Below are 13,878 nucleotides of genomic sequence, written 5' to 3'. Positions count from 1 at the left end.
CAAATATTTCTAAAGGAGACAAAGTGATATGACAAAATACCCAGTTAAATATGTACAAACCTTAAGGGGCGGAACCGCACATGTCATTCTTTTCAGTGATGGCAAAGAATATGTAGTGAAGTGGTTCGATACTAAGAAAGGAAGAGAAAAAGAAGTAGTCAATGAGTACCTGATCGGCAAATTGGCAGAGCTCCTTTCACTTCCCGTTATCCCATTTGACCTTGTATTTATACCGGAAGAATTTATCAAGAAGACTCCTGAATTACAATCTTCTAAACTCAACTATAGTTCTGGATACCAGTATGGCTGTCTTTTTATTGAAAACAGTACAGTTTTCGAGAATGTTAGAGTAAATCCTCCCACTAAGACGGATGTTAAAAACCGAGATATGCTTGCCGGTATAACGGTATTCGACCAATGGGTGAATAATTCTGACCGAGGTACGATGAATGTCATTTTGGAAATTCTCAATGATGGAGGCTATTATGTCCATATGATTGATCATGGCAGAGTTTTTCCGGGTCGCTACCAATGGTCTGCTCAAACGCTAAGTGAAACACCGGTATATAACTACCACTGGCCTTTTTATAAATGGACTTTCTCTCTTCTGGATGATCACAAAGAGCTTACATCGTTTATAGAAAAAATAGTGAATTTGCCAAACGAATCGATCTATGAAGTGATCCAATCCATCCCTAAAGAGTGGAATGTGGGTACGAAGGATAGAGATGCTCTTTACCAGTTTCTTTTAGAACAGAAAAATAAATTGCCAGATATCGTGGATTGTATCATCCATCATCATAGCAATCCAAAATAACGCGGGTTTTTTCCCACAGAATAAAGTAACTCCCTTATTAGCTTTAAGGGAGTTACTTTTTTTGTCTATAAATCTTTCCATTCCATATAGGATTCCGGGTCCATTTCTTTTAACTGTTCCAAGAACAATGGTAATAGACCCAACTTGTTTAAACCTTTGAATATCAGCTCTGGCCGGTATCGAACCCTTGTATAGGAGCTATAATGATCTATTACTTTTAATTCCTCTTCCTTTGTTACAATAATGTGGCGCAAATCGGCATCCAATCTGGTAAACTTTAAACGCTTCATTTCACTTAGCACAAAAAGAATTTGCCTCATCATTTTTTCGGATAGGACCCCTCCAGACTCTAAATACTGGAATAAAGTTGGCCCCTCAATATATTCCATAATAATATAGTTTTGCCCCACCTCATAAAGCCGGGGAATTGTGGGAGAATTCTGTGCAATTTTTAATACATTCCCCTCTTTAACGGCATATTCTGGTTTTGCACAAATTTTCACGCATTTGTCTGAAGAAATTTTAAAAACGGCTCCTTGCGCCCCCTTACCAATCAGCGGAAACGACGTTGGATTTTTTATTACATCTACTTTTTTAATCCCTTCAGTAACACTAATAGATTTAAAGTCCTCCACTTTCGATCACTCCTTCACATTTCCTATCATGATATTACTTTTTATCCTTTTTTTTCTTTTTCTCTAAGTTTCTCCATTCCATATAGGATTCTGAATCTGCTTGTTTTACTTGTTCCAAAAATGATGAAAATAGACCCTTTTCATTCAAATCTTTGAACAGCTCTGTAGGTACGGAGTCAACTTTTATAAAAGAGTTCGCATGGTCTATTACTATAAGCTCTTCTTGAGTATTCACGAAGATGTGTCTTAATTTTGCGTCCAGCCGTGTAAACTTTAAACGTTTCATTTCTTTTAACAAGAATAGGATTTTCTTCGTCATATCTTCCGGTAAGAAATTTTTTGAATCAAGTAATTGGTCTAAAGAAGGACCGTCAATGTACTCCATTACAATATAATGGGATCCGACTTCAAAAAGCCTTGGAACTATGCGTGCTTCCTGTGCAGCTCTTAACGCTTGACTCTCATTTAGACAACGTTCTGGGTCTGGAAAAATCTTCACACAGCGATCAGGAGAAATTTTAAAAACAGCGCCTTGTTTTCCCTTCCCTATCATCGGATACGATGTTGGATTGTCAACAACGGTTACTGTTTTTTTACCACTTGAAACAATAATAGATTTAAAATCCTCCAATATCGATCAACTCCTTATTATATGATTGGGCTCCCTGATTGAGGTCCATAGCTTACTATATTTTATGTAAATGATTAGAGTTTGCTATAGTCAAGCGCCGTTTCCTTGTCCCATTGACACCATATAATGAATTTATAAGATCCTTTTCTCTTCAAAATATATTTGACCCGTGAATTTCTAAAATTTTAGTGAAAAGGAGGAGAACAGCATGAATGATTTCAGCTCTATTACTGTGACTCGCAGAGGAAAAGAAGAGGAGTTGGTTGTTAATAATCCGACTTCATACCCATTGATAGGCAAAGGGATACAGGGAGCCGTATTCAAGTTAACGGAAGATCGTTGTGTGAAAATATTCTTAAAACCGAAAAATGTTAAGAAGGAAAAAGAGGCGATGATCAAAGGTCAAGGTTTGCCATTTATGCCGAAGTTTTTTGAATCAGGCCCAAATTACATTATTATGGAATACATCGATGGTCCTTCATTACGTGATTATCTTAAGGAACAAGGGACGATATCCGAATCTATTACTCAACAGCTGGTTAATATGAAAAAGGAAATGAAACGTTTAGGATTTACTAATTTAGATCGCTGCGTCATTCGTCACATATTTGTTGATAATCGGCAGGTTCTCAAAGTCGTAGATCATGCGAATTCTTATGATCAGAAACCCATACCGGTTCGGCTTTTAGATTCCTTATCCGAACTAGGATTAATTGACCTCTTTTTGCGGCAAGTCAAAGTTTTGGACACTGAACTATATTCCGAATGGAATAACTTCCTGTCAAAGCCGCGCAAGTGAAGGCACGAGCTACTTTCAAGTTTGAGTTAATAATTAACCAAACCCTTGCAAGTAATTAAATCCATGGGGTTTTAACCCCAATCTTGCAAATTAAGTCCTAAATAATCCCACAGTAAGCAACAACCTTGTCCATAAATTTTTTATTTGGTATCCAGAAAGAGAAATTCATACATTCATTTTAAGAGAAAAATGTTCTTATTCAACTGCCAGGTTTTCAACCAGAATTGCATAAAGTTCTCTTTTTATATCCAGCTGTCAGGCTTCCTAAGAAGCCCAAAACGTTGATTAATCATTTGATAAAAATGGAAAACGCCCATCCTTTGATAGAAAAGTGATTGGCGTTTTTGCAAACTTCGTATAGTTGTAAACTGTAGATGGGACGTTACCTGTTATCCTTATTGAATTTGTTTAACAGTTAAAGAAGCATTTGAATATGCTGCATTATTATTAAGCTGTGTAGCTTGAATACTAATCAAATCTCCGGCATTTAAGGTGAATTGCACTGTAATACCTGTACGTAATATAGAAAAAGCACCTGGAGCAGACCCTATAAAGGCACTAAATTCAGGCCCAAAAAAGATATCATTATTAACCAGCGAAAATACAGCGCCGTTTCCAGGACCTAATAGTACCTCTAAACTTGCTGATATCTCATATACACCTGTATTATCTATAGTTATAGTATCAGTTGTTGGATCAGGAATCGTGTTTAGAGCAGGACCTGGTGAAGAAAAAATAATATTGTTACCTAAAGTAACCGGATGTAGGAATGCGTCTCCACGTAATGACCCGAAAGCTTGTAATCCAGTTGGTCCTTGGTCGCCTTGTGGCCCTGGAACCCCCTGAGGTCCTTGAACACCTTGTGGTCCTTGAACACCTTGTGGTCCTGCAGGTACGTTTACAATCACTTCAACGTTTTGGTCTACCTGTTGTTCTTGTTTAGATTCGCATTTGCATTTACTATGTCCGCAATCCTTACATTTTTTATGTTTGCATTTACATTTACTTTGTCCACAATCCTTACATTTTTTATCTTTACCCAAATTAATCCCCCCTCCCTTATAAACCCTGAGATATTATATGAATCTGGTATTATATTAGATTGGACAACCCCGAAAAACTCTTAAGCCAATTCTTCTTCAAGTCGAAAAAAAGGATGTGCTTTCTTATTTTTTGAAAAAAGATTGATTAAAACATTAAAATAGCTACATTTTTGGATGAAGTAAACCTAAAAGAGATTGTTTTAAATCCTGATGTATTGTAAAAATGCATGTCTTTCGGCTGTTGTGCAATATATTTATAGGCTGCATGTCCTTCATTTAAGAGTTCAATAGAATCGTATCCCCAAGATGTTGCTATACAATGTTAATCCAAATTTTATTAACTTTCTCAGGTGTTTAAATTTTTTTAGGTATTGCACAATGAGTCCATATTCACTAGTTAGTGTGATTCACGCTTTATCAAAAATCAGCCCACCCTATCTATGTTGTAAGTCCCACGTAGTCAATTTGTGAAACGGTGATATCAGTTTTTTCTTATGCTTTTATCAGAGTTATAGATGCCGACGTGTTGCTAAATGTTTATAAGGTTCTCCTTCTTTATTCACTTTCCGAAGCTCTTCTTGCTGTTTTTCAACCCAATTTAACAGCATATTAACTTCAAGAAAATCAGCGATTTTTTATATTATAGGCTCTATTCTTTGTGAAAAGTGTACTTTTACGTACGGAAGGTTCAATAGCTAAAACAGCCTAAAGTTTAATTGTGCATACAAATTATGAAATGCACCTTCAAACCTGACTATTTTTTAGCGACTTAGCTTTTTTTAAATACCATAATGGAGCGTTTCTCTTGTAATAGAAATCAAATTTGAAGAAAACCGACCAATACAGGTCGGCTTATTCTATACTATCTATAATAGTAGCCGTAACGTCGACGAATCCACCGGACATATAGAAACTCTCTCTTGATGTGTTAAGGAGATACTAAATTGGTTACATAACATAATATGCTCTAATTTTAAAAATGACAGCAATATTACAATTTATGAGTAGTTTTATATTGACTCCCTAACTTGATGAATCTACATTTTAATTGTGCGATTTCTTTTCCCCATAATCCTTCAACGTCCGATTTACCTTCTTTACCTCTCCCCGGTAAATTTCTGACTCTTTGATCCGCAATGTGATCTCTGCCTGTTTTTCCTCAGATGTCACCTCAATCACTTCTTCCCGTTGTTCAAGTGAGAATAGGTATTTAAATATCTTCTGTGTTTAAAATAGAGGTTTTTTATTTGGTTTTATCCAATCCGAAAAATTCTAGATTCATAAAATAAAGTATTGTTTGGTGAAAAGGAGGGTACAAAATTGGGTAAGGATAAAAAATGTAAAGATTGCGGACATAGCAAATGCAAGTGCAATCATAACAAATGTAAAGATTGCGGACATAGTCAATGCAAATGCGATCATAACAAATGTAAGGATTGTGGACATAGTCAATGCAAATGCGATCATAACAAATGTAAGGATTGTGGACATAGTCAATGCAAATGTGATTCTAAACAAGAACAAAAGGTCGAGCAAAACGTTAATGTGGAAGTAAACGTATCTGATAATGATAAAAAAGGACCACAAGGGCCTCAAGGTGTTCAAGGACCTCAAGGCGACCAAGGGCCGCAAGGCGATCAAGGGACGCAAGGATTCCAAGGGCCGCAAGGATTCCAAGGGCCGCAAGGATTCCAAGGGCCGCAAGGATTCCAAGGGCCGCAAGGCGATCAAGGGACGCAAGGATTCCAAGGACCTCAAGGCGATCAAGGGCCTCAAGGATTCCAAGGGCCGCAAGGTTTCCAAGGGCCGCAAGGCGATCAAGGGACGCAAGGATTCCAAGGACCGCAAGGTTTCCAAGGGCCGCAAGGATTCCAAGGGCCGCAAGGTTTCCAAGGGCCGCAAGGATTCCAAGGGCCGCAAGGATTCCAAGGGCCGCAAGGATTCCAAGGGCCGCAAGGATTCCAAGGGCCGCAAGGATTCCAAGGGCCGCAAGGATTCCAAGGACCTCAAGGCGATCAAGGGCCGCAAGGATTCCAAGGGACGCAAGGCGATCAAGGGACGCAAGGATTCCAAGGACCTCAAGGCGATCAAGGAACGCAAGGATTCCAAGGGCCGCAAGGCGATCAAGGGACGCAAGGATTCCAAGGACCTCAAGGCGATCAAGGGACGCAAGGCGATCAAGGACCGCAAGGATTCCAAGGGCCGCAAGGATTTCAAGGGCCACAAGGCGATCAAGGGACGCAAGGATTCCAAGGGCCTCAAGGCGATCAAGGGACGCAAGGATTTCAAGGGCCACAAGGTGATCAAGGGACGCAAGGATTCCAAGGGCCGCAAGGCGATCAAGGGACGCAAGGATTCCAAGGGCCTCAAGGATTCCAAGGGCCACAAGGTGCTACTGGTGCTCAAGGCGTTCAAGGACCTCAGGGACTTCAAGGATTCCAAGGGCCTCAAGGTGCTACTGGTGTTCAAGGCGTTCAAGGACCTCAGGGACCTCAGGGACTTCAAGGATTCCAAGGGCCTCAAGGAGACCAAGGACCACAAGGTGCTACTGGTGCTCAAGGCGTTCAAGGACCTCAGGGACTTCAAGGATTCCAAGGGCCGCAAGGCGATCAAGGGCCGCAAGGATTCCAAGGGCCTCAAGGATTCCAAGGGCCACAAGGTGCTACTGGTGCTCAAGGCGTTCAAGGACCTCAGGGACTTCAAGGATTCCAAGGGCCTCAAGGTGCCACTGGTGCTCAAGGATTCCAAGGGCCACAAGGTGCTACTGGTGCTCAAGGCGTTCAAGGACCTCAGGGACCTCAGGGACTTCAAGGATTCCAAGGGCCTCAAGGAGACCAAGGACCACAAGGTGCTACTGGTGCTCAAGGCGTTCAAGGACCTCAGGGACTTCAAGGATTCCAAGGGCCTCAAGGTGCCACTGGTGCTCAAGGATTCCAAGGACCACAAGGTGCTACTGGTGCTCAAGGATCTGGAGGATTAATTCCATTTTCAACGGGTATTATCCTCAGTGGTGCTGCAGTAGTCTCAGCTGCTCCTATTTTAATGGGTTTTGGTAATAACACGGTTGAAGTTATTGACGGTTCTGGAGAATCAACTAGTCCACCAGAAGCAGGTGGTTTTGCTTTCCCAATTCCGTTTGATGGAACCGTTCAAAATTTACAAATAAGTGCAGATTTATTGGTTGCTTCAGCGGTTTCTATAAATACTCTAGGTCTTCAATATGATTTTACAGTATTCCGAGCACCATCAGTACCTAATAATGGGATTGATCATCTTTCTTCACCTTACGTGACAACTCCACTGACTAGTTCGGTTAGATTCGGATCTCCGAATACTACTATTACTCCCGGTACTTTCCGTACAGCTACCAATATAAATCTAGGATCATTAACAGTCGCGGCGGGTGATCGTATTGGTATTCGTGTAAGGACGCTTGCATTGACGGATCCCTCAGCAGCTGATGTCACCCAACTCTCATTTAGCGCCAGTCTATCTTATACTCCTTCATAAGCCTCCATTGTAATCCGCCAATTATTTGTCACAGTTTTAAATATTTCCAAATGAAATTAACCTGTCATTTATATGACAGGTTTTAATTTTATGATCAAAAAAACTATTGAGTCTATAGATATAGCAAAGAAGGGAACTTCTTAGGTTACTTGGACCGTTCACACGTATACTTTTCGAACGGTAGCAACAATGCTATACCGCCCATTTCGGAAATTTTATACGCTAAGAGAGTTCCAACCTAAAAGTCGATCTCCTCTGAACTGCACCCCAATTGTTAGACACAACTAACAATTGGAGGTGCAGTTTTTTATGGCGAGATTTTCTTCAGAAGAAAAAATACAGGCAGTAAGACAATATATAGATGGTAATGAGGGAGGACAAACCATTGCTAAATCTATTGGTGTTCATCCGAGTTTACTCCATCAGTGGATTAAACAATTTAAACTTTTTGGTGATGATGCTTTTGAAAAACGCTATACACCCTACCCTGCACAGTTTAAACTAGATGTACTTAATTATATGAACGAACAAGGGACGTCTATCAGGAAAACAGCAGCGATTTTTAATATTCCTTCTTATGAAACGCTTCGAAAATGGAAAGTTGCTTATGAAACAGATGGATTTGATGCCCTACAATCAAAGAAAAAGGGGCGTCCATCCATGAAAAATAAAAATAATAAGACATCAAATTCTCAATTACCCGATGAAGGATCAATAGAGGCTTTACAGGCGGAGAATGAACGTTTACGTATGGAGAATGCCTATTTAAAAAAGTTGAATGCCTTAGTTCAAAACAAGGAAAAATCACCAAACAAGACAAAGCACAAGTAGTCTATGAATTAAGGAATGCATTCTCGGTGAAAGCACTTATACAGCTCGCAGACATTCCGCGTAGCACGTATTACTATTGGGTGAAAAACTTCGGTCGTCCTGATGCAGATGCAGAACTGAAAGTATTGATTAAATCTGTTTTCGATGAACATGAAGGTCGGTTTGGTTACCGGCGTATTCGTGATGAACTTAGAAATCGAGGACACAAAGTAAACCACAAAAAGGTGCAACGTATCATGAAAGAACTAGGGCTAAAATGTCTTGTCCGTATGAAAAAATATCGCTCTTACAAAGGAACTGTGGGCAAGATTGCACTAAATATTTTAGATCGCAATTTCAAAGCTGAACAACCAAATGAGAAATGGGTTACGGATATTACAGAGTTTAAATTATTTGGAGAAAAGCTATATTTATCGCCGATATTGGACTTATTTAATGGAGAAATCATTACGTATACAATCGGTTCAAGACCAACCTACTCACTCATTTCAACGATGTTAGATCAAGCTTTTGAACGTTTAACAGACGACGATACTCTCCTTATTCATTCAGATCAAGGCTGGCATTATCAAATGAAACAATTCCGTGATGCCCTTAGGGAACGTGGCATTACGCAAAGTATGTCTCGCAAAGGGAATTGTTACGATAACGCTGTTATGGAAAATTTCTTTGGTATCATGAAATCGGAACTTCTTTATCTAAAAGAATTTGAAAGTGTGGAACACTTTAAACAAGAACTAGCAAAATATATAGAATACTATAATCACAAACGAATCAAGGCAAAATTAAAAGGCATGAGCCCGGTACAATACCGAACTCATGCCCAACAGGCTGCCTAACGATATAACCTGTCTAACTTTAGGGGGTCAGTTCACCTCTAAGAAATCGACTTTTTTACTTCTTCCTATAGAACGAAAGCACCTGTTTTAAAGAAAACAAAAATAAAAAAGCCTTTAGGCTCTGATTGAATAACTCTTAACCTTCTGATGAAGACGATATCAGCAATCAAAAAATCCTTGGATTTTATAGCATCCAAGGATTTCTCACATATAACATATCAAGTTAAATTAACTTAAATCGATACTGTTCTTTAATTGTCATGGAATTTACTTTAAAAGTAGAATGAACTTTAATAACCAATTTCTTTATAGATAGATTTTTTTTAAACTTCTCAATAGTATTGGTTTTAGTTTCTAACAGAAATAATCCGATGAGATTTTTTAACAAATAAGCATTTGAAGAAGGTACTTTAAATTTAAAACATTCTTTTACAGAATGAGATTTGGTTTTAACAATGAAAACAATTTTTATGAAGATAAGCTCGTTCTCTGGAATAGGTTTCCCCAGTGCAAGATTAATATTTGCTTCTTCTCCGGGTAATAGTTGAAAAGTAGGGCTGCTTTTTAGCAAGTAGGTATCTTTGATCGTCACCTATCTCACTCCTCTATCTGAACTGTTGCTTTTACCCGGTAGGTCCCAGGAGGTATATCACCAAATAAATACAAACCACCAGCGTTTGTTTTTGTGATTTCTATAATACTTTCAGTTCCATTTGAAACTGAATACAGGGCAACAATTGCATTATTGATCGGAAAATTATTACTGCTTTCTAAGACAAAACCACTTATAGTCCCAGTTGTAGCATCTGGATCAACAGCCAGACCAATATCACTAGGAGCAAATTCCCTTCCAGAAATGTTGAAAGTTGCACTTTGATTCGATAAGAACCCTGGCTTGACAGCATCAATAAAGTAGTCACCATCTACAAGATTTGCAAATAAATATTGTCCTTGAGCATTTGTATTAACAGTTCCTTCCAACTCAAGCTGGTTACCTACTCTTCTTGAAAGCTGTACTGTTGCACCTTGAATTGGTTGTGCGTCTGTTAAACTTCTAACAATACCATAAATTGCATTTCTATTCCCCTCTGGATCGGCTTGCATAGTTATGGTTACGTTTGTGTTTCTATTTCGACTAACAGTGATAGGAATTCGAAGTGGAGTTAAAAGTGTTGGCTCAGCAGCAGTGATAAAGTACGACCCTACAGGAATTTTAGGGAAAACGAACTGTCCGGCGGGGTTGCTATTAACATGTTCAAACGGATCGTTATTGGAGGTAAATAGTTTGACTGTTGCTAAAGGAATAGGTGTTCCGTCAGGAAGTCGAACGAAACCCAAGACAACTCCTGCATCAGCAGTTGGATTTGCTTGGAGATTAAAGTTTGCAGTTTCCTCTTCACGTCCATCAATCGTTATTAAGGGACTAGGCTGGAGACTAAATGGTTCTATAATCGCCATTGACTCCCTCCTTTCTTAAACTAATAAACTATTATATGAAATAAACCGACAAAAGGTTAGACAAGTACCTTTACATAAAAAAAAGGCTTCTTTACACCTCTTGATTACACTTTAAGACTCCCACGTAAAGAAGTAAGCCCTAGGATTGGATATTTTATCAAAACGACTAGAAAATCATCGGAATCAATAAAAATGGTAGCTATTGTTCAACCATCCTGGCCCTTTAGCTGCATAAGAAAAAGCGGTCTTTCAAAAATTCTTCAAGCGTGTGTAAAGAATAGAATAAAGTCGCCATTCAAACGGCATTCCTAAAAAATTCACCTGGGAAGAGCCTTTAATTCTTAAAGGCCATATTCTAACCTCCATCCTTAATAAAAATGTGAACGATTCGCAACAGGTGCTGTTTTTTTCCTTTGACAGCATCATCTTCATTAATTACTCTCACACGGATGAGATAAAGGAATTTTCAACCTTTATCCATTCTTTCGAGCCGGATATTGATCTCGTCCATGTAGATAGATACACAGACGGTTACTGCCTTCACTCCAGTGAAAATGAAAACATCCGTCAATTTGACAGACGAATATGAAGTTGTGCTAAATATGAATTTTTCTAGCTTAAATTAATTTCCATTAATCTCGCAAAATCAGTTGCACTCGAAAAAATGAGGAACAACTCGGAAAAATCCACGACAAGCTCTAAACCATAATAGACCGACTAGAAAAAGGCAAGCTGCGAATCGAAAACAAGGCATTAGCAAGGATGACAGCTAAAATCGTACGTCACGAGTATAATTCCCTTGCGTATATCATGATTCTGGATAATTCCTGATATTACATCGACAAGCAGTATTGCCGGCGAATTTTATGACAGCATGCTGGAATTTTTTGAATTAAATGACCAGTATAAAATCATGAAAAGCAAAACCGGAATTTCCATATAAATGGATGAGTTTTCTAACATCAGCCATTCGATCAAGGGACTCTTCCTTGAATGAATATTGTGATTCTCATTGTCTTTGAGATTGTCTTGACGATTTTAGAAGTTGTGTTACTGATTATTCAACTATCCTGCATTTTTACTTCATAAGGGATGGAAAAACATTGGTATCTTTGTTAGATTTATCATTCTTAAATCTGGACATATTAAACCAATAAATCCTACTAACTACGAATAGTGAGTATTAAACTATTAGGGGATGTTATATATTACATATATTCTATCGAGGTATATTTTAAAATACACGAAATCTTTACGGGGTTAATCGAAGTGCTCAGTACCTCCAACATTTTTTGAACTAGAAAAGGAAAGAAAATGGACTGAAACTACGGAATTTTTTCGTAGGGCTCCAATAAACTATTTGCTGAAACACAAGTGAATTTTGCATTACAGAAAAACTAGTCCACTAATTGTCATTCTAAATTAGACCTGATCTTATCTTCTGTTTTTTTCTGACTTGTCCTTTTTACAAGGATAAACCATGGCTTAAATAACAATCTTACAGATACTAAAATTGGTCAAATCTAATCTAGACTAGATTGCAATTTCAAAAACCAGACTAGACTAAATTTGTTCTTTCATTTCCATGATAAAACCTAGCTTCTTGTAACTATCTATATTTGACCAAATGGCATTTTAACCAGCAGACGTCCATATACTATTTTCAAAGGAGGAAGGAAATTGGTGTATAGACCTACCGTAAGATACCCGGATGTTTATAAAAATTATATAGAGAATGTATATAAAGTGACTGATCTAGATCGTAATCAAATTATCCGTTTGGCCTTATTTATAGCCGCACATTCAAAAGAATATAAAAGTATTCTCCAAAAACATAAAATTGCTGACGTCCCTCTCCCCTGCCCGCATTGGGGGCGGGATGAAGAAAGTTGCTGGAAAGATCAAAACTATATAAAAAAACATAATCTAGCCCCATTCAAAATTACTGAACAGGGTGAAATTAAGATTACTTTGAGCTAATTATTTCTTTTTAGATTCATTTGTGCTTTTTACGTAATGTAGCGTGGATGCCTTGTTAGCAAGCTTTTCAGCCAGTTCCTTTGAAATATCTTTACTCATTTCGTATCACCTCACTAAAAAAAGCCTTGCCAAAAATCCTGAAAAAAATACCTCCCTCCACTCTTGTCATAGCAAACGACGTAACCTACTAACCAACCAACCCAAAGAAAAAGGCAATTTTGAAAGGGGAATAGCAAATGGGAAAGGTTAACCATTTGAATCCGGTTCTATCTTCATCTAATAAAAAAATGAGTGAAACACAAAAAAGAAAAGTTCGTTCGGATAAGCTGCATGACATAAAGATTCCCGTGGACGAATCCGTGGACATGATATTAAGAAAGGAATCCCGACGATACTGGAATGGGTCTAAAACAGCCTTTGGCACAGAGATACTGTTATTTGGACTTACACAGGTGCTCGTATATCCTGACGTCAACTATACGGACCAGCCTTACACGGTTCATTGCAAAGTAGATCATGCAACTTATCAAAAAATAGGCGATTATGCGGACGTTTGGAAATGTAGCGTTCGAAAAGCAGCTCATCGAATATTTGTAGAAGCATACAAAAAGAAACAACTAGGGGGCGTAACCGATGGGGAAATATAGCCAAGCCAATCTTATTGATGAAGAACTATCTTTGATTGGATCATCAAACTTTATCGGGAAATTTCTCCATAGAGTAAATAAATCTTCTACCGTCTTACTGAGTATAGACGTTCCCTTGAATCTATTTTTAAGAGCAGAAGTTTTTTGTGAAGATATTCAAGACCTATCAGACATGCATTTCGAACAAAATGACTTAATGAATCTTTTATATAATGACTTCTTACTTTTTGCGAAAAAGAATCCAGATTCGAAGTCCTTATTCCGATTGCTCACATCATTGGATCAGTATGCTGGTAAAGATTCAAGACTTGAAAAGTATGGGGAAACTACCTTTAAATTAATCCATAAAGATAAAAACCAAGAAATGAAAACGTTGAATTTACGAATGAGAAGAAAATTCGCTTTGCGTGGAGAGGTGTTGCTTGCAGATATGGATGAAGTTCAGCCAGAACATGGCTACACATTAGAAAAGGTATTTGAACTTCTTTATATTGATTTTATTGATAAATTCCGAAAAGGTAATCATGCAGGTGCCGTAGAAAATATCCTACGCCTTCTTGATAATGACATTGAATAGAAAATACACGTAAGGTTATATGCTTTAAAATGTATGGCACACATATACCATTGATAGGCTTAGCTCACATACCAAAAACTTCTCTTGTTGCGAGTTTGAGATATTAGGTTC

Annotated in this window: 14 protein-coding genes and 1 pseudogene; 10 read left to right on the top strand and 5 right to left on the bottom strand. The window is 38.2% G+C overall.

Going from position 1 to position 13,878, the window contains the following annotated elements; genetic code table 11:
• Positions 1 to 28 precede the first annotated feature (28 nt).
• Positions 29 to 817: a HipA family kinase gene (locus QUF78_RS00225; RefSeq protein ID WP_289323174.1), complete on the top strand. Its 789-nt coding sequence runs from the start codon at positions 29 to 31 to the stop codon at positions 815 to 817.
• A 65-nt stretch (positions 818 to 882) separates the two neighbouring features.
• Here QUF78_RS00225 and QUF78_RS00220 read toward each other — a convergent pair whose 3' ends face one another.
• Positions 883 to 1,452 (bottom strand): serine/threonine-protein kinase, encoded by a 570-nt coding sequence (locus QUF78_RS00220; RefSeq protein ID WP_289323173.1) that lies wholly within the window; start codon positions 1,450 to 1,452, stop codon positions 883 to 885.
• 34 nt (positions 1,453 to 1,486) lie between these two features.
• Positions 1,487 to 2,083 carry an RIO2 family protein gene (locus QUF78_RS00215; protein ID WP_289323172.1) on the bottom strand — a complete coding sequence of 199 codons (597 nt, stop codon included), beginning with the start codon at positions 2,081 to 2,083 and terminating at the stop codon, positions 1,487 to 1,489.
• Between the two features lie 208 nt (positions 2,084 to 2,291).
• Here QUF78_RS00215 and QUF78_RS00210 point away from each other — a divergent pair, with 208 nt between their 5' ends.
• Complete coding sequence (locus QUF78_RS00210) at positions 2,292 to 2,882, top strand: hypothetical protein (protein WP_289323171.1); 591 nt, start codon at positions 2,292 to 2,294, stop codon at positions 2,880 to 2,882.
• A gap of 395 nt (positions 2,883 to 3,277) precedes the next feature.
• Here the strand turns inward: QUF78_RS00210 and QUF78_RS00205 are convergent, their stop codons facing one another.
• Positions 3,278 to 3,925: a hypothetical protein gene (locus QUF78_RS00205; RefSeq protein ID WP_289323170.1), complete on the bottom strand. Its 648-nt coding sequence runs from the start codon at positions 3,923 to 3,925 to the stop codon at positions 3,278 to 3,280.
• A gap of 1,300 nt (positions 3,926 to 5,225) precedes the next feature.
• On the opposite strand from QUF78_RS00205, the gene QUF78_RS00200 reads away from it, so the two are divergent.
• From QUF78_RS00200 to QUF78_RS00190, 4 genes and pseudogenes are all read left to right on the top strand, one after another.
• Positions 5,226 to 5,480 carry a hypothetical protein gene (locus QUF78_RS00200; RefSeq protein ID WP_289323169.1) on the top strand — a complete coding sequence of 85 codons (255 nt, stop codon included), beginning with the start codon at positions 5,226 to 5,228 and terminating at the stop codon, positions 5,478 to 5,480.
• 347 nt (positions 5,481 to 5,827) lie between these two features.
• Positions 5,828 to 6,901: pseudogene (locus QUF78_RS27930) on the top strand (hypothetical protein); the annotation flags it as partial.
• 66 nt (positions 6,902 to 6,967) lie between these two features.
• On the top strand, positions 6,968 to 7,435 hold the full coding sequence (locus QUF78_RS27710; RefSeq protein ID WP_353957879.1) for a hypothetical protein: 468 nt from the start codon (positions 6,968 to 6,970) through the stop codon (positions 7,433 to 7,435).
• Between the two features lie 309 nt (positions 7,436 to 7,744).
• Positions 7,745 to 9,105 (top strand): IS3 family transposase gene (locus QUF78_RS00190; RefSeq protein WP_289323168.1). Its coding sequence is split into 2 segments (ribosomal slippage): positions 7,745 to 8,201 and positions 8,201 to 9,105, totalling 1,362 coding nucleotides; the frame shifts between segments, so codons are not numbered across the junction.
• 223 nt (positions 9,106 to 9,328) lie between these two features.
• Here QUF78_RS00190 and QUF78_RS00185 read toward each other — a convergent pair.
• Together QUF78_RS00185 and QUF78_RS00180 are read right to left on the bottom strand one after the other, a co-directional pair.
• Complete coding sequence (locus QUF78_RS00185; protein WP_289323167.1) at positions 9,329 to 9,697, bottom strand: hypothetical protein; 369 nt, start codon at positions 9,695 to 9,697, stop codon at positions 9,329 to 9,331.
• Between the two features lie 5 nt (positions 9,698 to 9,702).
• A complete protein-coding gene (locus QUF78_RS00180) occupies positions 9,703 to 10,563 on the bottom strand; it encodes an MSCRAMM family protein (protein WP_289323166.1) in 861 nt (286 codons plus the stop codon).
• Between the two features lie 379 nt (positions 10,564 to 10,942).
• Between QUF78_RS00180 and QUF78_RS00175 the strand changes: the two genes are divergently transcribed.
• From QUF78_RS00175 to QUF78_RS00160, 4 genes are all read left to right on the top strand, one after another.
• Positions 10,943 to 11,152 (top strand): hypothetical protein, encoded by a 210-nt coding sequence (locus tag QUF78_RS00175; RefSeq protein WP_289323165.1) that lies wholly within the window; start codon positions 10,943 to 10,945, stop codon positions 11,150 to 11,152.
• A 1,094-nt stretch (positions 11,153 to 12,246) separates the two neighbouring features.
• The gene (locus tag QUF78_RS00170; RefSeq protein ID WP_289323164.1) at positions 12,247 to 12,543 is read left to right on the top strand and encodes a hypothetical protein; all 297 of its coding nucleotides are present in this window, start codon (positions 12,247 to 12,249) and stop codon (positions 12,541 to 12,543) included.
• Between the two features lie 236 nt (positions 12,544 to 12,779).
• The gene (locus tag QUF78_RS00165; RefSeq protein WP_289323163.1) at positions 12,780 to 13,190 is read left to right on the top strand and encodes a hypothetical protein; all 411 of its coding nucleotides are present in this window, start codon (positions 12,780 to 12,782) and stop codon (positions 13,188 to 13,190) included.
• Positions 13,177 to 13,767 carry a hypothetical protein gene (locus QUF78_RS00160; RefSeq protein WP_289323162.1) on the top strand — a complete coding sequence of 197 codons (591 nt, stop codon included), beginning with the start codon at positions 13,177 to 13,179 and terminating at the stop codon, positions 13,765 to 13,767. The genes QUF78_RS00165 and QUF78_RS00160 overlap by 14 nt, the downstream gene beginning before the upstream one ends.
• The last annotated feature ends 111 nt before the right edge of the window (positions 13,768 to 13,878 follow it).

The organism is Peribacillus sp. ACCC06369 (genome assembly GCF_030348945.1).
Taxonomy (GTDB): Bacteria; Bacillota; Bacilli; order Bacillales; family DSM-1321; genus Peribacillus.
This window is presented reverse-complemented; position numbering and strand designations above follow the sequence as displayed.

What these genes read in the sequence shown, in the direction of transcription:
- QUF78_RS27710 (WP_353957879.1), top strand. Translation starts at nt 6,968, where the DNA reads ATGGGTTTTGGTAATAACACGGTTGAAGTTATTGACGGTTCTGGAGAA.
- QUF78_RS00180 (WP_289323166.1), bottom strand. Translation starts at nt 10,563, where the DNA reads ATGGCGATTATAGAACCATTTAGTCTCCAGCCTAGTCCCTTAATAACG.
- QUF78_RS00210 (WP_289323171.1), top strand. Translation starts at nt 2,292, where the DNA reads ATGAATGATTTCAGCTCTATTACTGTGACTCGCAGAGGAAAAGAAGAG.
- QUF78_RS00225 (WP_289323174.1), top strand. Translation starts at nt 29, where the DNA reads ATGACAAAATACCCAGTTAAATATGTACAAACCTTAAGGGGCGGAACC.
- QUF78_RS00165 (WP_289323163.1), top strand. Translation starts at nt 12,780, where the DNA reads ATGGGAAAGGTTAACCATTTGAATCCGGTTCTATCTTCATCTAATAAA.
- QUF78_RS00160 (WP_289323162.1), top strand. Translation starts at nt 13,177, where the DNA reads ATGGGGAAATATAGCCAAGCCAATCTTATTGATGAAGAACTATCTTTG.